Source organism: Stutzerimonas sp. KH-1 (genome assembly GCF_054483855.1).
This window is the reverse complement of record NZ_CM137011.1, coordinates 2,605,320-2,625,392: the sequence shown is the minus strand read 5'-3', so window position 1 is coordinate 2,625,392 and position 20,073 is coordinate 2,605,320. Positions and strand designations below refer to the sequence as shown.

At 63.1% G+C, this 20,073-nt stretch carries 21 protein-coding genes; 16 read left to right on the top strand and 5 right to left on the bottom strand.

Annotated elements, in window-relative coordinates; all coding sequences use genetic code 11:
- Positions 1–28: 28 nt before the first annotated feature.
- Entirely contained in the window at positions 29–298 is a 270-nt protein-coding gene (locus ACX1DW_RS12720) for a YdcH family protein (protein WP_133456215.1), read from the bottom strand.
- A 220-nt stretch (positions 299–518) separates the two neighbouring features.
- Between ACX1DW_RS12720 and mscL the strand changes: the two genes are divergently transcribed.
- Entirely contained in the window at positions 519–929 is a 411-nt protein-coding gene (mscL, locus tag ACX1DW_RS12715; RefSeq protein ID WP_133456214.1) for a large-conductance mechanosensitive channel protein MscL, read from the top strand.
- Positions 930–986: 57 nt separating this feature from the next.
- Here the strand turns inward: mscL and ACX1DW_RS12710 are convergent, their stop codons facing one another.
- On the bottom strand, positions 987–2,015 hold the full coding sequence (locus ACX1DW_RS12710) for a cytochrome-c peroxidase (RefSeq protein WP_133456326.1): 1,029 nt from the start codon (positions 2,013–2,015) through the stop codon (positions 987–989).
- Between the two features lie 266 nt (positions 2,016–2,281).
- Here ACX1DW_RS12710 and ACX1DW_RS12705 point away from each other — a divergent pair, with 266 nt between their 5' ends.
- The 7 genes from ACX1DW_RS12705 (at position 2,282) to ACX1DW_RS12675 (ending at position 8,661) form a co-directional block, all read left to right on the top strand.
- Positions 2,282–4,720, top strand: coding sequence for a Lon protease family protein (locus tag ACX1DW_RS12705; RefSeq protein ID WP_063544262.1), 2,439 nt, complete (start codon positions 2,282–2,284; stop codon positions 4,718–4,720).
- A 173-nt stretch (positions 4,721–4,893) separates the two neighbouring features.
- On the top strand, positions 4,894–5,220 hold the full coding sequence (locus ACX1DW_RS12700; RefSeq protein WP_063544264.1) for a PA4575 family protein: 327 nt from the start codon (positions 4,894–4,896) through the stop codon (positions 5,218–5,220).
- A 164-nt stretch (positions 5,221–5,384) separates the two neighbouring features.
- Positions 5,385–5,873, top strand: a complete 489-nt coding sequence (locus tag ACX1DW_RS12695; RefSeq protein WP_063544266.1) for a TIGR00645 family protein — start codon at positions 5,385–5,387, stop codon at positions 5,871–5,873.
- 84 nt (positions 5,874–5,957) lie between these two features.
- Complete coding sequence (locus tag ACX1DW_RS12690) at positions 5,958–6,263, top strand: DUF6482 family protein (protein ID WP_102840514.1); 306 nt, start codon at positions 5,958–5,960, stop codon at positions 6,261–6,263.
- 8 nt (positions 6,264–6,271) lie between these two features.
- Complete coding sequence (locus ACX1DW_RS12685) at positions 6,272–7,843, top strand: cryptochrome/photolyase family protein (protein WP_458991660.1); 1,572 nt, start codon at positions 6,272–6,274, stop codon at positions 7,841–7,843.
- Positions 7,840–7,968, top strand: a complete 129-nt coding sequence (locus ACX1DW_RS12680) for a DUF2256 domain-containing protein (RefSeq protein WP_200600216.1) — start codon at positions 7,840–7,842, stop codon at positions 7,966–7,968. The genes ACX1DW_RS12685 and ACX1DW_RS12680 overlap by 4 nt, the downstream gene beginning before the upstream one ends.
- Before the next feature lie 75 nt (positions 7,969–8,043).
- Positions 8,044–8,661, top strand: a complete 618-nt coding sequence (locus ACX1DW_RS12675) for an FKBP-type peptidyl-prolyl cis-trans isomerase (RefSeq protein ID WP_110778050.1) — start codon at positions 8,044–8,046, stop codon at positions 8,659–8,661.
- Positions 8,662–8,766: 105 nt separating this feature from the next.
- On the opposite strand, the gene ACX1DW_RS12670 is transcribed toward ACX1DW_RS12675, so the two are convergent.
- Positions 8,767–8,994 carry a PA4570 family protein gene (locus tag ACX1DW_RS12670; protein WP_049339019.1) on the bottom strand — a complete coding sequence of 76 codons (228 nt, stop codon included), beginning with the start codon at positions 8,992–8,994 and terminating at the stop codon, positions 8,767–8,769.
- A 155-nt stretch (positions 8,995–9,149) separates the two neighbouring features.
- Complete coding sequence (locus tag ACX1DW_RS12665) at positions 9,150–10,118, bottom strand: polyprenyl synthetase family protein (RefSeq protein ID WP_063544276.1); 969 nt, start codon at positions 10,116–10,118, stop codon at positions 9,150–9,152.
- Between the two features lie 241 nt (positions 10,119–10,359).
- Between ACX1DW_RS12665 and rplU the strand changes: the two genes are divergently transcribed.
- The 5 genes from rplU to ACX1DW_RS12640 all read left to right on the top strand — a co-directional run bounded on the left by rplU (position 10,360) and on the right by ACX1DW_RS12640 (position 14,037).
- The gene (gene rplU / locus ACX1DW_RS12660; RefSeq protein ID WP_013981863.1) at positions 10,360–10,671 is read left to right on the top strand and encodes a 50S ribosomal protein L21; all 312 of its coding nucleotides are present in this window, start codon (positions 10,360–10,362) and stop codon (positions 10,669–10,671) included.
- A gap of 35 nt (positions 10,672–10,706) precedes the next feature.
- Positions 10,707–10,964, top strand: coding sequence for a 50S ribosomal protein L27 (gene rpmA / locus ACX1DW_RS12655; RefSeq protein ID WP_003292362.1), 258 nt, complete (start codon positions 10,707–10,709; stop codon positions 10,962–10,964).
- Between the two features lie 157 nt (positions 10,965–11,121).
- The gene (gene cgtA / locus ACX1DW_RS12650) at positions 11,122–12,339 is read left to right on the top strand and encodes an Obg family GTPase CgtA (RefSeq protein ID WP_200600214.1); all 1,218 of its coding nucleotides are present in this window, start codon (positions 11,122–11,124) and stop codon (positions 12,337–12,339) included.
- A gap of 106 nt (positions 12,340–12,445) precedes the next feature.
- Positions 12,446–13,564 (top strand): glutamate 5-kinase, encoded by a 1,119-nt coding sequence (proB, locus tag ACX1DW_RS12645; RefSeq protein WP_110778048.1) that lies wholly within the window; start codon positions 12,446–12,448, stop codon positions 13,562–13,564.
- A gap of 8 nt (positions 13,565–13,572) precedes the next feature.
- Positions 13,573–14,037 (top strand): CreA family protein, encoded by a 465-nt coding sequence (locus ACX1DW_RS12640; RefSeq protein ID WP_200600207.1) that lies wholly within the window; start codon positions 13,573–13,575, stop codon positions 14,035–14,037.
- 89 nt (positions 14,038–14,126) lie between these two features.
- Here ACX1DW_RS12640 and rpsT read toward each other — a convergent pair whose 3' ends face one another.
- Positions 14,127–14,405, bottom strand: a complete 279-nt coding sequence (rpsT, locus tag ACX1DW_RS12635) for a 30S ribosomal protein S20 (RefSeq protein WP_003288018.1) — start codon at positions 14,403–14,405, stop codon at positions 14,127–14,129.
- A 221-nt stretch (positions 14,406–14,626) separates the two neighbouring features.
- On the opposite strand from rpsT, the gene murJ reads away from it, so the two are divergent.
- The 3 genes from murJ to ileS all read left to right on the top strand — a co-directional run bounded on the left by murJ (position 14,627) and on the right by ileS (position 20,042).
- Positions 14,627–16,174 (top strand): murein biosynthesis integral membrane protein MurJ, encoded by a 1,548-nt coding sequence (murJ, locus tag ACX1DW_RS12630; protein WP_200600205.1) that lies wholly within the window; start codon positions 14,627–14,629, stop codon positions 16,172–16,174.
- Positions 16,175–16,258: 84 nt separating this feature from the next.
- Positions 16,259–17,209 (top strand): bifunctional riboflavin kinase/FAD synthetase, encoded by a 951-nt coding sequence (gene ribF / locus ACX1DW_RS12625; RefSeq protein ID WP_014595903.1) that lies wholly within the window; start codon positions 16,259–16,261, stop codon positions 17,207–17,209.
- Between the two features lies 1 nt (position 17,210).
- On the top strand, positions 17,211–20,042 hold the full coding sequence (gene ileS, locus ACX1DW_RS12620; protein ID WP_200600203.1) for an isoleucine--tRNA ligase: 2,832 nt from the start codon (positions 17,211–17,213) through the stop codon (positions 20,040–20,042).
- Positions 20,043–20,073: the final 31 nt, after the last annotated feature.

Genomic DNA, 20,073 nt, shown 5'->3' with positions numbered 1-20,073 from the left:
GGCGGGCTTCTCGTTTTCGTCGGGCCTATCAGCCGCAGCAACCACCGCAGCAGCTGCCGGAGGCGCGCTTGAGGTCGCGGGCGATGTCGTCCTTCATGTTCACACGCTCTTGCTTGAGCGCACTGAGCGCGGCGTCGTCGAGGGTTTCGACGCCGTCTTCGACGCGGCAGATGCGCTTGTCCAGCGCCTCGTATTCTTCGGCCTTGCGGGCGAAGACCGGGTCTTCCTGACGCAGCTTCTGCAGTTGCTCGCGCTTTTCAGGGAAGTCCTTGATCAGGGGGTGGTGTTCGACGTGCATGGAATCGCTCCGGGTGTCAGGAAGGGCTCTACCTTATTCGTCCGTCCGGCAGAACCGGTTGACGGCGATCAAGCGAACCTCATTCGCAATAACCGGTCGATGAAAGGCACATCGGCGTGGCTTGTGCCGATTGCGCCGCCTATGCTCTACGACGGCGCTCCGCGCCAGGATGCTGCGCCATTTCATGCAAGCCTGCGACTACCAGAAGGATGATGCGAATATGAGTCTGATCAGCGAGTTCAAGGCGTTCGCCGTGCGCGGCAACGTCGTCGACATGGCGGTGGGGATCATCATCGGCGCCGCGTTCGGCAAGATCGTGTCGTCGTTCGTCGATGGCGTGGTCATGCCGCCGCTGGGGCTGCTGATCGGTGGAGTCGATTTCACCGATCTCGCCATCGTGCTCAAGGATGCTGTTGGGGATACCCCGGCCGTGCTGCTGCGTTACGGCGCGTTCATCCAGACGGTGGTGGATTTCGTGATCATTGCATTTGCCATCTTCATGGCGATCAAGGCGATCAACCAGCTCAAGCGCAAGGAAGCCGAGGCGCCGTCGGCACCACCGGCACCCTCGAAGGAGGAGCTGTTGCTGACCGAGATCCGGGACCTGCTCAAGGAGCAGAATCGTGGGTGAGGGCGCGCGGCTGTACGGACGAAAACCCGGCGCGCTGCGCCGGGTTCTTGGATGCATTCACTCCGGCTTGGGAGTGTCTGCGGTGCTGGGCGGCAGCACGGGATAGACCACCTGCGGCTGGTCGCCGGTCACGCTGTGCAGGAATGCGGTGATGGCGCTGACCTCGTCCGGGTTGAGCTGCTGGCCGAGCTGGCTGTCACCCATGATGGCCACTGCCTGCTCGAGTTCCCAGACCTCGCCGCTGTGGAAGTACGGCGGTGTCAGCGCGACGTTACGCAGCGGCGCAGCGCGGAATACGTACTCGTCGCTGGCGGTATTGGTCACCGCGAAGCGGCCCTTGTCGCCGGTCGGCAACACCTCAGCCCCTGGCTTCTTGATCACGCCGAAGGGGAAATAGCCCTGGCCACCCAGGTTCACCCCGTTGTGGCAGGCCGAGCAGCCGGTGTCCATGAACAGAGCCAGGCCTTGCTTCTGCTTGTCGTCCAGCGCCTTGTCGTCGCCCTTGAGGAAGCGGTCGAACGGTGAGTTCGGCGTGGTCAGGCTGACCTCGAAGGCTTCCAGTGCATAGGCCATGTTGTCGAAGCTGACCGGTTCCTTGTCCTTGGGGAAGGCCTTCTTGAACTCGGCGGCGTACTCCGGAATGCTCTTGAGCGTGGCGACGACGCGCTCGGGTGTGCTGTTCATTTCGACGCTCGCCTGAACCGGGCCCTTGGCCTGTTCCTGCAGGTCCTTGGCGCGCCCATCCCAGAACTGCGCGGCGTTGAACACGGCGTTCAGCACGGTGGGCGAGTTGCGCGGGCCCTTCTGCCAGCCATGGCCGATGGAGGTCGGCACGTTGTCGCTGCCGCCGATGCTCAGGTTGTGGCAGGTGTTGCAGCTGATGACATGGCTGCTCGACAGGCGAGGGTCGAACCAGAGTTTGTGACCAAGCATGGCCTGGTCTTCACTGACCTGGCGACCGCGGAGCTCAGTGACCTTGTCCGGGATCGGCTTGAACATCGCGTTGGCTCGCTCGCGTAATTCATCCGCATTCGCTACGCCGGTAACGATTAGGCTGCTAAGTAATAGGCTGAGAGAAGGGCGCATCATGAAGGCTCCTTTTGTGTTGGCTGGCTCTAGGAGGCGCCTTTTCGTCAAGCGGCTGGTTGACCCATATCAAGAGCTGCGAACAGAACAGGCGCGCACGATTGTTTCCTCATATGTCGGCAGCAAAGAAGCAGCGAGCGCCGGTCAGCCACGTCCGGCAGTCGCTGGCTCGGGATACACCGGCTCCAACCTTGCGGCGCGGCTGGCTCGGCGCGAGAATGACGCGCATCAATCGTGGCTGCGCGCCACCCCGTCAAGGATTCCCGATGCCTGAAACTGTCGCTGCCGGCCTGCGCCTGGCACCCGATGCGCTGACCCGTCCCTTCGAGCCCAGCCAATTCAACTTCAAGACCACCGCCGAGCTTGAGCCCTTTCTCGGCGTGCTCGGCCAGGAGCGCGCGGTCGAGGCGCTGCAGTTTGGCGTGGCGATGCCGCGCCCGGGCTATAACGTCTATGTCATGGGCGAGCCCGGCACCGGGCGTTTCTCCTTCGTGCGACGGTATTTGAAGGCCGAGGGGAAGCGACTGGAGACGCCGTCGGACTGGGTCTATGTGAACAACTTCGACGAGCCGCGCGAGCCTCGCGTGCTGGAGCTGCCACATGGCGGTGCCGCTGCGTTCATCGCCGACATTAATCAGCTGATCGACAACCTGCTGGCCACCTTCCCGGCGGTGTTCGAGCATCCCAGCTTCCAACAGAAGAAGAGCGCTATCGACCGCGCCTTCAATCAGCGCTACGACAAGGCACTGGATGTGATCGAAAAGCTCGCGCTGGAGAAGGAGATCGCTCTCTATCGCGACAGCACCAACATCGCCTTCACCCCCATGAAGGAAGGCAAGGCGCTGGACGAAACCGAGTTCGCTCAGCTGCCGGAGAGCGAGCGCGAGCGCTACCACGAGGATATTTCCGCGCTGGAAGTGCGGCTGAACGAAGAGCTGGCGAGCCTTCCGCAGTGGAAGCGCGAGTCGACCAACCAGCTGCGCCAGCTCAACGATGAAACCATCAGCCAGGCGCTGCAGCCGCTGCTCGCGCCGCTGTCCGAGAAATATGCGGAGAACGCCGGTATCGAGGCGTACCTGCAGGCGGTGCAGGTCAACCTGTTGAAGACGGTGGTCGAGCAACTGGTCGACGAGAACCGTCCGGAAGCGCAGAACCGGGTGCTGCTGGAAGAGCAGTACAGCCCGAGCCTGGTGGTCGGCCATCCGGTCGATGGCGGCGCACCGGTGGTATTCGAGCCGCACCCGACCTACGACAATCTGTTCGGTCGCATCGAGTACAACACCGATCAGGGCGCGCTCTACACCAGCTACCGCCAGCTGCGTCCGGGGGCCCTGCACCGCGCCAATGGCGGTTTCCTGATGCTCGAGGCCGAGAAACTGCTCAGCGAACCCTTTGTATGGGAAGCGCTCAAGCGTGCCCTGCAGTCACGCAAACTGAAGATGGAGTCGCCGCTCGCCGAGCTGGGCCGCCTCGCCACCGTGACGCTGACGCCGCAGGTGATCCCGCTGAACGTCAAGGTGATCATCATCGGCTCGCGCCAGCTCTATTACACGCTGCAGGACCTGGATCCGGACTTCCAGGAGATGTTCCGCGTGCTGGTGGACTTCGACGAGGACATCCCGCTGGCCGAGGACAGCCTCGAGCAGTTCGCTCAGCTGATGAAGACCCGCACTTCGGAAGAGGGCATGGCGCCGCTAACCGCCGCGGCCGTCGCGCGTCTGGCTACCTACAGCGCACGCCTGGCCGAACATCAGGGGCGCTTGTCGGCACGTATCGGCGACCTGTTCCAGCTGGTCAGCGAGGCCGATTTCATTCGCCAGCTGGCCAAGGACGAGGTCACCGATGTCGGTCACATCGAGCGTGCGCTGAAGGCCAAGGCCACGCGCACCGGTCGGGTTTCGGCGCGGATACTCGAGGATATCCTCGCCGGTGTGATCCTGATCGACAGCGAGGGCGCAGCGATCGGCAAGTGCAACGGGCTGACGGTGCTGGAAGTCGGCGATTCGGCCTTTGGCATGCCGGCGCGCATTTCCGCCACCGTCTACCCGGGCGGTTCGGGGATCGTCGACATCGAGCGCGAGGTCAATCTCGGCCAGCCGATCCACTCCAAAGGGGTGATGATCCTCACTGGCTACCTCGGCAGCCGCTACGCCCAGGAGTTTCCGCTGGAAATCTCGGCAAGCATCGCGCTCGAGCAGTCCTACGGCTACGTCGACGGTGACAGTGCCTCGCTCGGCGAATGCTGCGCGCTGATCTCGGCACTGTCGCGTACACCGCTCAAGCAGTGTTTCGCCATTACCGGCTCGATCAACCAGTTCGGCGAAGTGCAGGCGGTCGGCGGGGTCAACGAGAAGATCGAGGGCTTCTTCCGCCTTTGCGAAGCACGTGGGCTCACCGGCGAGCAGGGGGTGATCATCCCCTTTGCCAACGTCACCACGCTGATGCTCGACGAGCGTGTGCTCGAAGCGGTACGCCAGCAGCGATTCCACGTCTATGCTGTAAGACAGGTGGATGAGGCTTTATCGCTTCTGGTCGGCGAAGACGTCGGTGCCGCCAACGAACAGGGGCACTTCCCCAAGGGCAGCGTCAACGCCAGGGTGGTCGAGCGTCTGCGTGATATTGCCGAGATCGAAATGGAAGACGAAGGCAAGAGCGAGTCGGCGACCGCCGATCAGGCACCGTCCACGCCTGAGGGTGGAGATTGACTGCGCCATTGTGCGGTTTTTGAACGGAACGATAGCGCCAGCGGCGGGTCTGCAATGGAGGAGGGCATCCACCCTCCATCCACATGGTTATCCACAGCTTCAGGGGATAAACAGGCTTGCGCGCCCACCCGGACAGGGTGTCTCCCGCGTCGGCCGATGCGAGGACCGCCACCATGCCGCACAACCTGTGTCTGAACCGCCAGTGCCTGGGCCTGGTTACCCGAATCGAATGCGCCATACGCCCGCTTGCCGGCGGTAACGGTTTGTGGACGTTGCTCTGCGCCGCCGGACTGGCCGATGGTCAGCCCACCGCCATTAAGGTGCAGGGCCCGTTCCACGGGCCTGCCAAGGCCGAGTCGGTGCTCGCTGCGATCGCCGACAACCTGATGGGGCAGGGTTACGCCGAGTCGACCGATCCATCCATCTGGCAGCTGCACATGCAAGCCGAGCTGCGCCGCGTCAACGCCAACCAAGGGCGCTTTCTGAGCGGTTGGGAATAGTTGCGCTCGACGACCGAGCACGTCGCGGCCAATCGTTCTAGGCGAATTGGCCGCGTGATGCCCTTGTGCTTATCCACATGCCGGATAGCGCTCCCTGACTGCCTTGGTGCACTCGTCCCTGCTGCGTATACTCGCGTCCTTCGTCATTTCCCGTGTGAGACCTCATGGAGCGTATTCTCGAAAATGCCATGTATGCCGCTCGCTGGCTGCTGGCTCCCATCTATTTCGGCCTGGCGTTCGCTCTGCTGGCGCTGGCGATCAAGTTCTTCCAGGAAATATTTCATATCCTCCCGGCGATTCTCTCGCTCGGCGAGGCCGAGCTCATCCTCAAGCTCCTGTCGCTGATCGACATGGCGTTAGTCGGTGGTCTGCTGGTGATGGTGATGATCTCCGGCTACGAGAATTTCGTTTCGCAGCTCGACATCGAAGAGGGCAAGGAAAAGCTCGACTGGCTCGGCAAGATGGATTCCGGCTCGCTGAAAATGAAGGTCGCGGCCTCCATCGTCGCCATCTCCTCAATCCACCTGCTGCGTATGTTCATGGATGCGCAGCAGCTGGAGAGCGAAAAGCTGATGTGGTACGTGATCATCCATCTGACGTTCGTGGTCTCGGCGTTCGCCATGGGCTACCTCGACAAGCTCACCAAGCACTGAGTGTGTCGAAGGGCTGAACGGAAAAGCCGTACAGAAATTTATTTTTGTTAAATATTCTGTATCGGATTTTCCGGGGAGCCCGCCATGAACCTCCAAGACCTTGTCCGGCACGCCGATGCCGGTCACATCGACGCCCTCGAGCTGATCTCCCTCGAGGGCGGCATCTACATCCTCGATATCTATCTGCAAGGCCAGCGTCACAGCCTGGTCGATGAGCTCGGTCGCGTCTGGCATCTGCGTTCGGTCGAGCATGCCCGTGATCTGCTGCGGGAACTGCCCGAGCTGCCTTTCCATCTGGTGCAACAGTCGCCCTACGATGAGATGTGCGGCCTGTCCGAGGGGCTGCGCGAGCCTTTGCGCGTACCTATCGGTATGCGCTCGCAGTGGTGAGCCGAGCATTGTCACCGCGCTGGAGGGGCGCAGCGTCCGGCAGCCAGAGTGTCGCCGCGTTGCGGCTGGTGCTTGGCGATCAGTTGAGCTTCGAGCTGTCCGCGCTGAGCGGCCTGGACCCATCGCGTGATCGGGTGTTGTTGGCCGAGGTAGCTGAGGAGGCTGGTCATGTCCCGCACCACCCACAGAAGATCGTCTTTCTGTTCAGTGCCATGCGCCATTTCGCCGAAGCGCTTCGCGAACGTGGCGTGGCAGTGGATTACGTGCGGCTCGATGATCCGGCCAACAGCGGCTCTCTGGCGGGTGAGCTGGCCCGCTTTGCCGCATTGCACCGGCCCGAAACGATACACATCACCGAGACCGGCGACTGGCGCGTCGAGCAGGCGCTGAAGGGCACGGGGTTGCCAATCAACTGGCATGAAGATCGGCGCTTTCTCTGCTCGCGCAGCGAGTTCGAACGCTGGGCGCGGGGCAAGCAGCAGTTGCGCATGGAGTTCTTCTACCGGGAGATGCGGCGCAAGACCGGCTTGTTGCTGAACCCGGACGGCACGCCAGAGGGCGGCGTCTGGAACCTCGACTCTGACAACCGTAAGCCGCTGCCGCGCGGGTTACATGGCCCGATCAGGCTGTCCTTTACGGCCGATGCCATTACCTGTGAAGTGCTGACACTGGTGAGCTCACGCTTCGCCCATCACTACGGCGGCCTGGATGGCTTCGATTACCCGGTGACCCACGCCGAAGCCGAGCAACTCTGGAAGCACTTTCTGGATTTCGGCCTGGCTGCGTTCGGTGATTACCAGGATGCCATGGCCAGCGGCGATCCCTTCCTGTTTCATGCGCGCATCGGCGCTGCGCTCAATGTGGGCCTGCTCGATGTACGCCGACTGTGCCTCGATGTCGAGGTGGCATACCGTGAAGGGCGCGTTGCGTTGAACGCGGCCGAGGGTCTCATTCGCCAGCTGATCGGCTGGCGCGAGTATGTGCGCGGCATCTACTGGCTGCAGATGCCCGACTATGCGCGGCGCAATGCATTCGGCAACGACCGACCACTGCCGGAGTTCTACTGGACCGGTCGGACGCGGATGAACTGCATGCGCCAGGTGATCGGCCAGACGCTCGAACTGGCCTACGCGCATCATATCCAGCGGCTGATGGTGACGGGCAACTTCGCCCTGCTCGCGGGTATCGCACCGCCGGCGCTGTGCGACTGGTACCTGGCCGTGTACATGGATGCCTTCGAGTGGGTGGAGCTGCCCAACGTGCTGGGCATGGTGCTGCACGCCGACGGTGGTTACCTGGGGTCCAAGCCTTACTGCGCGAGCGGCCAGTACATCAAGCGGATGTCCGACTACTGTCAGGATTGCTCATACAGCGTGGCCGAGAGCACGACGGAGAATGCCTGTCCGTTCAACGCGCTGTACTGGCATTTCCTGATGCGCCACCGTGAGCCGCTGCAGGGCAATCCACGAATGACCATCGTCTATCGCAACCTGACCCGCATGGACGAGGCCAGGCAGCAAGCGCTCTGGCAGCGTGGCGAGGCGCTGCTGGCACGGCTGGATGCTGGGGATTCCTTGTGAGAAGGAAGGCCGACCTGCCATCGAAGATCTGTGCTCGCTGTGGTCTGCCGTTCAGCTGGCGCAGAAAGTGGGCGCGCTGCTGGGACGAAGTGCGTTACTGCTCGCGGCGCTGCCGACGCATGTGAGGGCCAGGCTGCGACGACTCCGGCTATCCGGCTGTGCTAGGCTGGCCGACCTCTTTTACCTGACCGGAGCCCGGCATGACCGAACTCAATCTCTCCACCGACGAAACCCGCGTCAGCTACGGCATCGGCCGTCAGCTGGGTGATCAGCTGCGTGACAACCCGCCGCCGGGTGTCAGCCTCGACGCGGTGATCGCCGGTATTCGCGACGCGTTCGCCGGTGCTGCCAGCCAGGTCAGCCCCGAGGCGCTGAATGCCAGCTTCGCGGTGATCCGCCAGCGCATGCAGGTCGAAGCTCAGCAGAAGGCCGAGGCCGCCGCTGCCGAAGGCCGTGCGTTTCTCGCCGAGAACGCCAAGCGCGACGGCGTGGTGGTGCTGGAATCCGGCCTGCAGTATGAAGTGCTGACCACGGGCGAGGGCGCCAAGCCGAGCCGCGAAGACAGCGTACGCACCCACTACCACGGCACCTTGATCGACGGCAGCGTGTTCGACAGTTCCTACCAGCGCGGCCAGCCGGCCGAGTTCCCGGTTGGTGGCGTGATCGCAGGCTGGACCGAGGCGCTGCAGCTGATGAATGCCGGAAGCAAGTGGCGTCTCTACGTGCCGAGTGAACTGGCCTACGGTGCCCAGGGCGTCGGTAGCATTCCGCCGCACAGCACGCTGGTGTTCGACGTCGAACTGCTGGACGTGCTCTGACGCAGTCGCGGTCTTTCGGTTGCTGTCGCGCGCTATGCGCGGCGGCGCCGACCACGGGACGCGCGTGTTTCCTGCCTCGGTGCGCGCGTTCAGGTCTCGATCAGCTCAGGGGCGCAATGCCCGGGCATAGCTGAACAGAAACAGATTGCGGATCTGCTCCTTGAGCACGCAAGGTTCGTTCGTACTGAGTTCCTGCAGGTCGAGATCGCCCTGCTCGCGCAGCTCCTCCAGCGCCTCTCCATCCAGTGAAACGCACACCGCGCCGGTATTGCGGTCGAGTATGCGAAGGTAGGGCTGCGGCCGGTCCAGCCAGGCGTCGATCAGATAAGTCATGCGGCATCTCCAATTCAATCTCTTAATGAGAATAATTGTTATTTGCAAAGATGCAAGCGCGAATTTTCACCTACCGATCGAGTTGCGGCGAGCCAGGTAGTTATGCGGCTATAGGTGGACAGCTGCGCCGGCAGGCGACGCAGCGATGTAGCAGATCAGTGAGTGCGGGCTACTGCGAAACGGCAGAGATCGGCCAGCGCATCGCGATATTGGTTGGCCGGAACGACTTCGAGGCAGGCGATGGCACGTTCGGCATAGTCGCGGGCGAGCCTGGCGGTGTAGTCCAGGGCTCCCGAGGCTTCGACCGCAGCGCGGATGCTCTCCAGGTCTTCCAGCCCGCCTTTCTGGATGGCCTTGCGCACCAGGGCGGCCTGTTCGGCAGTGCCTTCGCGCATGGTGTAGATCAGCGGCAGCGTGGGTTTGCCTTCGGCGAGGTCGTCGCCGACGTTCTTGCCGAGGGTTTCGGTATCGCCCTGATAGTCGAGCAGGTCGTCGACCAGTTGGAAGGCAATGCCGAGGTGGTCACCGAAGGTGCGCAACGCCTCGCGCTGTTCCTCGCTGGCGGCGGCGAGCGTGGCGGCGCTGTGCGTCGAGGCCTCGAAGAGCATCGCGGTCTTGCCGCGGATGACCTCCATATAGATCTCTTCGGTGGTGCTGGCGTCGCGAACTTTCGACAGCTGCAGCACTTCGCCTTCGGCGATGACCCGGGTCGCCTGAGAAATGATGCGCATGACCGGCATCGAATCCAGCTCGACCATCATCTCGAACGAGCGTGCGTATAGAAAGTCGCCGACAAGCACGCTGGGAGCATTGCCCCATAGTGCGTTGGCAGTGGAGCGGCCGCGGCGCATGCCAGACATGTCGACGACATCGTCATGCAGCAGTGTGGAGGTATGCAGAAACTCGATGATGGCGGCGAGCAGGCGCAGCTGGTCGCCGTTATGCCCGAGCGCGCTACCGCTGAGCAGGACCAGCAGAGGGCGCAGGCGCTTGCCTCCGGCCGAAGTGATGTAATCCCCGATCTTCTCCACCAGAGGAACGCGCGAAGTCAGCTGCTTGCGGATGATGCCGTCGACAGCGGCAAAATCGTCCGCCACAACTTGATAGAAAGACTGGGGTTGCATCGGGGACTCCTCGCAGATTGCGCGGCATGCTAGGGGGCGGGTATGGCACTGTCAAGGCGACGCCGGCTGGCTATTGCGCAGGGGGTGGCGCATGCGTACAATCGCGGACCCTGAACTTCCCCCTGGGCATTTCCCTGCCTTACGCAATTGCACGGGCGTCAACTTCCGGCCCCATGCAGCCATGCCAGCCACCAATCATTCTTTCAAAGCGCTGGGTGAGCAGGATCAACGGAGATACAAGATGTACGCAGTTATCGTAACCGGCGGCAAGCAATACAAGGTTGCCGAAGGCGAATACCTCAAGATTGAAAAACTCGAAGTTCCGACTGGCGAAGCTGTCACCTTTGACCGCGTTCTGCTGATCGGCAACGGCGACGATGTGAAGATCGGCGCTCCGGTGGTCGATGGTGCCAAAGTCACCGCTGAAGTGGTTGCCCAGGGCCGCCACGACAAAGTGACCATCATCAAGTTCCGCCGTCGTAAGCATCACATGAAGCGTCAGGGCCACCGTCAGTGGTTCACTGAGGTCAAAATCACCGGTATTCAGGGCTAATCGGGCCTGGATCCCCATATAGGAGTATTGAACTCATGGCACACAAAAAAGCTGGCGGTTCTACCCGCAACGGTCGCGACTCAGAAGCCAAACGACTTGGCGTGAAGATGTACGGCGGCCAGGTCATCAAGGCCGGCAACATCATCGTGCGTCAGCGCGGCACCCAGTTCCACGCCGGTTATGGCGTTGGCATGGGCAAGGACCACACCCTCTTCGCCAAGGTCGAAGGCGTGGTCAAGTTCGAAGTGAAGGGCGCTTTTGGCCGTCGCTACGTGAGCGTCGTCGCAGCCTAACTGCGGCGTTGCTGGAAAAGCCCTGTCATGCGACGGGGCTTTTTTGTTTCTGTATCCTGTGAGGCTCTTGCCGAGAACCGCTTGGCGATCGTCCGGTTTTTCGCAAGATCCTTACGTTCTTGTTTCTTAAGCCCGTCCTGCGACGGGAGGCGTTCCCATGAAATTCGTCGATGAAGTATCGATTTTTGTAAAGGCCGGTGACGGCGGTAACGGCATGATGAGCTTCCGTCGCGAGAAGTTCATCGAGAAGGGTGGCCCCAACGGCGGTGATGGCGGTGACGGCGGCTCGGTGTATCTCGAGGCCGACGAGAACCTCAATACCCTGGTGGACTATCGCTATACCCGCCGCTTTCATGCGCAGAACGGGCAGAAGGGCGGCAGCACCGATTGCACTGGCGCCAAAGGCGAAGACCTTATCCTGCCGGTGCCGGTAGGTACCACGGTCATCGATGCGGCGACCCAGGAAATCATGGGTGACCTGACCAAGGCCGGTCAGCGACTGCTGGTGGCGCAGGGTGGCTGGCACGGGCTCGGCAATACGCGTTTCAAGTCCAGCACCAACCGCGCGCCGCGGCAGACAACGCCAGGCAAGCCGGGCGATGCGCGCGACCTCAAGCTGGAGCTGAAGGTGCTGGCAGACGTCGGTCTGCTCGGATTGCCGAATGCCGGCAAGAGTACCTTCATTCGCTCGGTGTCGGCGGCCAAGCCGAAAGTGGCCGACTATCCGTTTACCACGCTGGTGCCGAACCTTGGCGTGGTCAGCGTGGGTCGCTACAAGAGCTTCGTGATCGCCGATATCCCGGGGCTGATCGAGGGTGCCTCGGAAGGTGCCGGGCTCGGCATTCGCTTCCTCAAGCATCTGGCGCGTACCCGTCTGCTGCTGCATCTGGTCGATATGGCGCCGCTGGACGGCAGTGACCCTGCCGATGCCGCTGAGGTGATCCTGCACGAGCTGGAGAAGTTCAGTCCGGCGCTGACGCAGCGTGATCGCTGGCTGGTGCTGAACAAGGCCGATCAGCTGCTCGAGGAGGAGCGCGAAGAGCGCGTCCGGCAGGTGGTCGAGCGGCTGGACTGGAAAGGACCGGTGTTCGTCATCTCCGCGCTGGAGAGCGAGGGTACCGAGGCGCTCAGTCAGGCGATCATGCGTTACCTGGACGAGCGCGCCGTGCGTATCGCCGAGGAGCCCGAGTATGCCGAGGCGCTCGCCGAGCTGGATCGGCAGATCGAGGACGAGGCGCGGGCTCGGCTGCAGGAGCTCGACGACCAGCGGGCGCTGCGTCGTGCTGGTGTCAAGTCGGTCGAGGAGGCGGATGATGACGACTTCGACGACGATGATGGTGACGAGGGCGGCGCCGAGATCATCTACGTTCGCTGAGGCGAGCGTCGGGTCGCTGTGAGGCCTGGTTCAGGCGGGTGGTCGGCGGGCTGGCTCGTGCGCAGCCCGATCCGAAAGTGTTTTGGCCGAATGGAAGGCGGGAACGATGCGGGACAAGGTGAGCGGCGCGCGGCGCTGGGTAGTGAAGATCGGCAGTGCGCTGCTGACCGCCGACGGTCGAGGGCTCGATCAGGCAGCGATGGCTGTCTGGGTCGACCAGATGGTGGCGCTGCGAGCGGCGGGGGTCGAGCTGGTGCTGGTTTCGTCCGGTGCGGTGGCCGCTGGCATGAGTCGTCTCGGTTGGGCTTCGCGTCCCAAGGCGGTGCACGAACTTCAGGCTGCCGCTGCGGTGGGCCAGATGGGGCTGATCCGTGCCTGGGAGTCGAGCTTCGCGCGCTGCGATCAGCAGACCGCGCAGATTCTGGTCACCCATGACGACCTGTCCGATCGCAAGCGCTACCTCAATGCGCGCAGCACGTTGCGCACGCTCATCGATCTCGGCGTGGTGCCGGTCATCAATGAGAACGACACGGTTGTCACCGACGAGATCCGCTTCGGTGACAACGATACCCTGGCCGCGCTGGTTGCCAACCTGGTCGAGGCCGACCTGCTGGTGATCCTCACCGATCGTGATGGCATGTTCGATGCCGATCCGCGTCATAACCCCGAAGCCAATCTGATCAGCGAGGCGCGTGCCGACGACCCGGCGCTGGATGCGGTGGCGGGCGGCACCGGCGGCGCGCTGGGTCGTGGTGGCATGCAGACAAAGCTCAGGGCGGCGCGCCTCGCCGCGCGTTCCGGTGCGCATACGGTGATTGTCGGTGGGCGCATCGAGCAGGTGCTGTCACGCCTCAAGGCTGGCGAGCGGCTGGGTACCCTGCTGGCGCCTGAGTGTAGCCGACACGCGGCCCGCAAGCAGTGGCTGGCCGGCCATCTGCAGACGCGTGGCACGCTGACCCTCGACGACGGGGCGGTGCTTGCCTTGCGTCAGGGTAATCGCAGTCTGCTGCCGGTAGGCGTGCGTGCGGTGCAGGGCGCGTTCCGCCGTGGCGAGATGGTGGTCTGCGTCGGTCCGCAGGGTGCGGAGGTAGCGCGTGGGCTGGTGAATTACAGTGCGGCCGAGGCGCAGCGCATTCTCGGGCGGCCATCCGACGAGATCGAAAAGCTGCTGGGCTATGTCGATGAGCCCGAGTTGATCCATCGCGACAACATGATTCTGGTCTGAGGTGTTCCATGCGCTTGGCGATTGCGGCACTGATGGTGGGATTGGCCCTGCCGGGCCTGGCGGCTGCCGAGGAGATCGGCGCGGTCGACACGGTGTTCAAGTGGCTCGGGCCGAATCACAAGATCGTCGTCGAGGCATTCGATGATCCCATGGTCGATGGCGTGACCTGCTATCTGTCGCGGGCCAAGACTGGTGGAATCAAAGGTGGCCTGGGGCTGGCCGAGGATCGCTCGGAGGCCTCTATCGCCTGTCGTCAGGTCGGCCCGATTCGCATCAAGGGCAAGCTCAAGGATGGCGATGTGGTGTTCAAGGAGCGCACATCGCTGGTGTTCAAGACCATGCAGGTGGTGCGTTTCTTCGATGAGTCGCGCAATGCGCTGGTCTATCTGGTGTACAGCGACCGGGTCATCGAGGGTAGTCCGCAGAATGCGGTGACGGCGATTCCGATTCTGCCCTGGCCGGTGACGCAATAATTGCAGTCGTCTCGATCCGTCGGGGTGAGGCAGCAAAAGCAGGCACAAAAAAACCGGCGCTAGGCCGGTTTTTTTACAAGAACCTGCAGTTAGGCTGCAGCAGCTTCGCCGAGGGCCTTGATGTGGCCGTTCAGGCGGCTCTTGTGACGAGCAGCTTTGTTCTTGTGGATGATGCCTTTGTCGGCCATGCGGTCGATGACCGGCACAGCGGCGGTGTAGGCTGCGCGGGCCTTGTCCAGGTCCTTGGCGTCGATGGCCTTGACCACATTCTTGATGTAGGTGCGAACCATGGAGCGCAAGCTGGCGTTGTGGCTGCGACGCTTCTCAGCCTGAATTGCGCGTTTTTTGGCGGAAGGGCTGTTGGCCACCGTCGAACTCCTCGAAAACGTGGGGATTGCAAAGCAAATAAGGCCGCGAATCATGCCGATGCGAAGGGCGCTTGTCAAGCCTGGTCGAATGGCTTGAGAAGCTGGCCGGACAGATGGGCTGAGGCTAAACTCGCCGCCTCATTTCGTGTCGTAACTGGCCATCGATCAGGCCGGCGCAGGGCGCCCGGTCGATCACTCTCGCTGCAACTCTAGGAAGACAAATGTCCGAAAAAATCGGCAAGGGCGGATTGTTGCGCTCCAGCGCCGTGGTCAGTGTCATGACCCTGCTGTCGCGCGTGCTGGGCATGGTACGCGATATGGTGGTCGCCAGCTACTTCGGCTCCGGTGCGGCGGCGGATGCGTTCTTCATCGCGTTCAAGATCCCCAACTTCCTCCGCCGGTTGTTCGCCGAGGGGGCCTTCGCCCAGGCCTTCGTGCCGGTGCTGTCGGAATACCGCACCAAGCGCACGCTGGCGGACGTCAAACAGCTGGTGGATCGTACGGCTGGCATGCTCGGGCTCATTCTGGCAGGGCTGACTGCATTGGGCGTGCTGTTCGCGCCCTATGTGGTGATGGTCTTCGCGCCGGGCTTTCATGACGATCCGGCGAAAATGCAGCTGGCCGGCGAGCTGCTGCGCATCACCTTTCCCTATCTGATGCTGATCTCGCTGACGGCCTTCACCTCCGGGGTGCTGAACAGCTACGGCTATTTCGCGGTGCCCGGTTTCACGCCTGTGCTGCTCAACGTCTGCATGATCATGTCGGCGGTGTTCCTGACCCCCTATTTCGATCAGCCGATCATGGCGCTGGCCTGGGGCGTGTTCATCGCCGGGTTCGCCCAGCTGGCGTTCCAGCTGCCGTATGTCGCCAAGCTGGGGCTGCTGCCCAGGCCACGAGTCAAGCGGGGTGACGAGGGGGTGCGGCGCATCATGCTGTTGATGGTGCCGGCGCTGTTCGGGGTTTCGGTAAGCCAGATCAATCTGCTGCTGGATACCGTACTGGCGTCGTTCCTGCAGACCGGCAGCGTCTCCTGGCTCTATTACGCCGACCGGTTGTCCGAATTGCCGCTGGGTGCGTTCGGCATCGCCATCGGCACGGTAATTCTGCCGAGCCTGTCGCGCCAGCATGCCGGTGAGGATCCCAAGGCGTTCTCGGCGACTCTGGACTGGGCGCTGCGCATGGTGCTGCTGGTGGGCGTACCGGCGGCACTGGCGCTGGGCATTCTCGCCGAGCCGATGATCGCTAGCCTGTTCTACTACGGGGCCATGAGCGAGGAGGCGGTAGTGCAGTCGGCGCGGGCGCTGCAGGCGTACTCGCTGGGCGTGCTGGCGTTCATGCTGATCAAGGTACTGGCGCCGGGCTTCTTCGCGCGTCAGGACCTGAAGACGCCGGTGCGTGTCGCCGTGATCTGCATGGTGGCGAACATGGTGATGAACCTGATTCTGATCTGGCCGCTGCAGCACGTCGGCCTGGCGCTGGCGACGTCGCTGTCATCCATGCTCAACGCCGTGCTGCTTTTCTGGGGGCTGTACAAAATCGGCGTCTATCGACCGGCGCCCGGCTGGTGGCTGTTCGGCCTGCGCCTGGCGGCGGCCTGTGCGGCGATGGTGGCGGTCGTCTGGTGGCTTAACGTGCCGGCCCAGGAGTGGTTCCAGTGGGGCTGGCAGCAGCGCGCGCTGCAGCTGGGCTTGCTGGTCAGCGCCGGCTTGGCGGCATTTGTCGCTGGGCTGTTGCTGACGGGGTTGCGGCCGCGACATTTGCGGCATTGATCGCCGCTTTCCGGCCGATGCAAACCTGTCCGCTCGCCATGTCACATGCGTATAATCGGCCACTTTTCAAGCAAGAAGTGCGGTATGCAGCTGGTTCGAGGTCTTCACAACCTGCGCCCCCGGCATCGGGGCTGCGTCGCCACCATCGGCAATTTCGACGGCGTGCACCGGGGGCATCAGGCCATCCTGGCGCGCTTGCGCGAGCGCGCGGCCGAGCTGGGGCTGCCGAGCTGCGTGGTGATCTTCGAGCCGCAACCGCGTGAATACTTTTCGCCGGATCGGGCGCCCGCACGGCTGACCCGGCTGCGCGAGAAACTGCAGCTGCTGAGCGAGCAGGGGGTTGATCTGGTGCTGTGCCTGGCCTTCAATCGTCGGCTGCGCGAGCTCAGCGCGGCCGAGTTCGTCCATGCCACACTGGTTGAAGGCCTTGGCGTGCGGCACCTGGAAGTGGGCGACGATTTCCGTTTCGGCTGTGACCGCGCCGGCGACTTCGACTTCCTGCTCAAGGCTGGCGCCGCCGAAGGCTTCAGTGTCGAGGCGGCCACCACCATCGAGGTGGATGGCGAGCGTGTCAGCAGCACGCGGCTGCGCCAGGTACTGGCCGACGGTGACCTGGGTTGTGCCGAGGCATTGCTCGGCAGGCCCTTCGCGATCACCGGGCGCGTCATGCATGGGCAGAAGCTCGGTCGCCAGCTGGGCGCGCCGACTGCCAATGTCCAGCTCAAGCGTCGCAACACGCCGCTCAGCGGCGTGTTCGTCGTGACACTCGAGGTAGAGGGCAATGTGTTCGCCGGCGTGGCCAACATCGGCATGCGGCCTACGGTCGAAAGCGACGGCCAGCCCCATCTGGAGGTCCATCTGCTCGATTACCAGGGTGACCTGTATGGCCGTCTGGTGCAGGTGACCTTTCATCGCAAGCTGCGCGACGAGCAGCGCTTTGCCTCGCTTGAGGCGCTCAAGACGGCGATCGATGCGGACATCGCCGCTGCCCGTGATTACTGGCGGGCTTCATCCCTTATGACGAGTCAGGACTGAAATGACCGATTACAAAGCGACCCTCAATCTGCCGTCCACGGCATTTCCGATGAAGGCCGGTCTGCCACAGCGCGAGCCGGAGATTCTGCAGCGCTGGAACAGCATCGACCTGTACCGGAAGCTGCGGCAGATCGGCGAGGGACGCCCGAAGTTCATCCTGCACGATGGCCCGCCGTACGCCAACGGCAACATCCACATCGGCCACGCGGTGAACAAGGTGATCAAGGACATGATCGTCCGCTCGCGCACCCTGGCCGGTTTCGACGCGCCCTATGTGCCGGGTTGGGACTGCCACGGTCTGCCGATCGAGCACAAGGTCGAGACCACCTTCGGCAAGAACCAGCCGGCGGATTTGACCCGCGAGCGGTGCCGCGCCTACGCCGCCGAGCAGATCGAAGGGCAGAAGGCCGACTTCATTCGTCTCGGCGTTCTGGGCGACTGGGACAACCCCTACAAGACCATGGACTTCGCCAACGAGGCCGGGGAAATTCGTGCGCTGGCCAAGATGGTTGAGGGTGGCTTTGTCTTCAAGGGGCTGAAGCCGGTCAACTGGTGCTTCGACTGCGGTTCGGCGCTGGCAGAGGCCGAGGTGGAGTATCAGGACAAGAAATCCGATGCCATCGACGTCGCCTTCGATGTCGAGGACGCCGACAAGCTGGCCGCCGCGTTCGGCCTGGCCAGTCTGGCCAAGCGCGCCAGCATCGTCATCTGGACCACCACGCCCTGGACCATTCCGGCCAACCAGGCGCTGAACGTGCATCCCGAGTTCGTCTATGCGCTGGTCGACACCGGCGAGCGTCTGCTGGTGCTGGCCGAAGAACTGGTCGAGTCCTGTCTGCAGCGCTATGGCCTGGCCGGTGAAATCATCGCCCGTTGCGAGGGCAAGGCGCTGGAGCTGATCCGCTTCCGTCATCCGTTCTACGAGCGCTTCGCTCCGGTCTATCTGGCCGACTACGTGGAAACCGGTGCCGGTACCGGTATCGTCCATTCGGCGCCCGCATACGGCGAGGACGACTTCCGCTCCTGCAAGCACTACGGGATGGAGAATGACGACATTCTCGGCCCGGTGCAGAGCAACGGCGTCTATGTCTCGGATCTGCCGTTCTTTGGCGGCCAGTTCATCTGGAAGGCTAATCCGGCGATCGTCGAAAAGCTCGCCGAGGTGGGTGCACTGCTCAAACACGAGTCGATCCAGCACAGCTACATGCACTGCTGGCGGCACAAGACGCCGCTGATCTACCGCGCCACGGCGCAGTGGTTCGTCGGCATGGACAAGGTTGCCCATGACGGCAGTTCGCTGCGTCGTCGTGCACTGGACGCCATCGAGCAGACCGAGTTCGTCCCGGCCTGGGGGCAGGCGCGCCTGCACGGCATGATCGCCGGACGCCCGGACTGGTGCATCTCGCGCCAGCGCACCTGGGGCGTGCCGATCCCGTTCTTCCTGCACAAGGAAAGCGGCGAACTGCACCCGCGCACCGTCGAGCTGATGGAGCAGGTGGCGCAGCGCGTAGAGCAGGGCGGTATCGAGGCCTGGTCGAAGCTGGACGCGGCCGAGCTGCTCGGCGACGAAGCGGCGCAGTACGAGAAGATCACCGATACCCTGGACGTCTGGTTCGATTCCGGCACCACCCACTGGCACGTGATGCGCGGCTCGCACCCCATGGGCCACGAGCAGGGGCCGCGTGCCGATCTATATCTGGAAGGCTCCGATCAGCATCGCGGCTGGTTCCATTCCTCGCTGCTGACCGGCGCCGCCATCGACGGGCACGCGCCATACAAGGGGCTGCTCACCCACGGTTTCACCGTGGACGAGAATGGCCGCAAGATGTCCAAGTCCCTCGGCAACGTCATCGCGCCGCAGGAGATCACCGACAGCATGGGCGCCGATATCCTGCGTCTGTGGGTCTCGGCCACCGACTATTCCGGCGAGATGGCGGTTTCCAAGCAGATCCTGCAGCGCAGCGCCGATGCCTATCGACGCATCCGCAACACCGCGCGCTTCCTGCTCTCGAATCTCGACGGTTTCGACCCGGCGCAGCACATGGTGCCGAATGATCAGCTGATTGCGCTGGATCGCTGGGCCATCGACCGTGCGCTGCTGCTGCAGCGCGAGATCGAGGAGGCTTACACCACCTACCGGTTCTGGAACGTTTACCAGAAGGTGCACAACTTCTGCGTGCAGGAGCTGGGCGGCTTCTATCTGGACATCATCAAGGACCGCCAGTACACCACCGGCGCCGACAGTCTGCCGCGGCGTTCCTGCCAGACGGCGCTGTACCACATTGCCGAGGCGCTGGTGCGCTGGATCGCACCGATCCTGGCGTTCACCGCCGAAGAGATCTGGCAGTACCTGCCGGGCGAGCGTAACGAGTCGGTGATGCTCAATACCTGGTACGAAGGGCTTGCCGAGCTGCCAGACGGCTTCGAGCTGGGTCGCCCGTTCTGGGACAAGGTCATGGAGGTCAAGGCGGCGGTAAACAAGGAGCTGGAGAACCAGCGCAACGCCAAGGCCATCGGCGGTAACCTGCAGGCCGAAGTCACCCTGTATGCCGAGGAGTCGCTGGCCGGCGAGCTGGCTCGTCTTGGTAGTGAACTGCGCTTCGTTCTGATCACTTCGGCGGTAGATATCGCGCCATTGGCGCAGGCGCCCGCCGAGGCTGTGGACAGCGAGTTGGCCGGTCTCAAATTGCTGGTCCGCAAGACCGAGCACAGCAAGTGCGGCCGCTGCTGGCACCATTTGCCCGACGTGGGCAGCCATGCCGAACACCCGGAAATCTGTGGACGCTGCGTGGAAAACATCGAAGGCGCCGGTGAGGTCCGTCACTATGCGTGAGTCCGTGCAGCCGATCGTAGGCTGGGCTTCA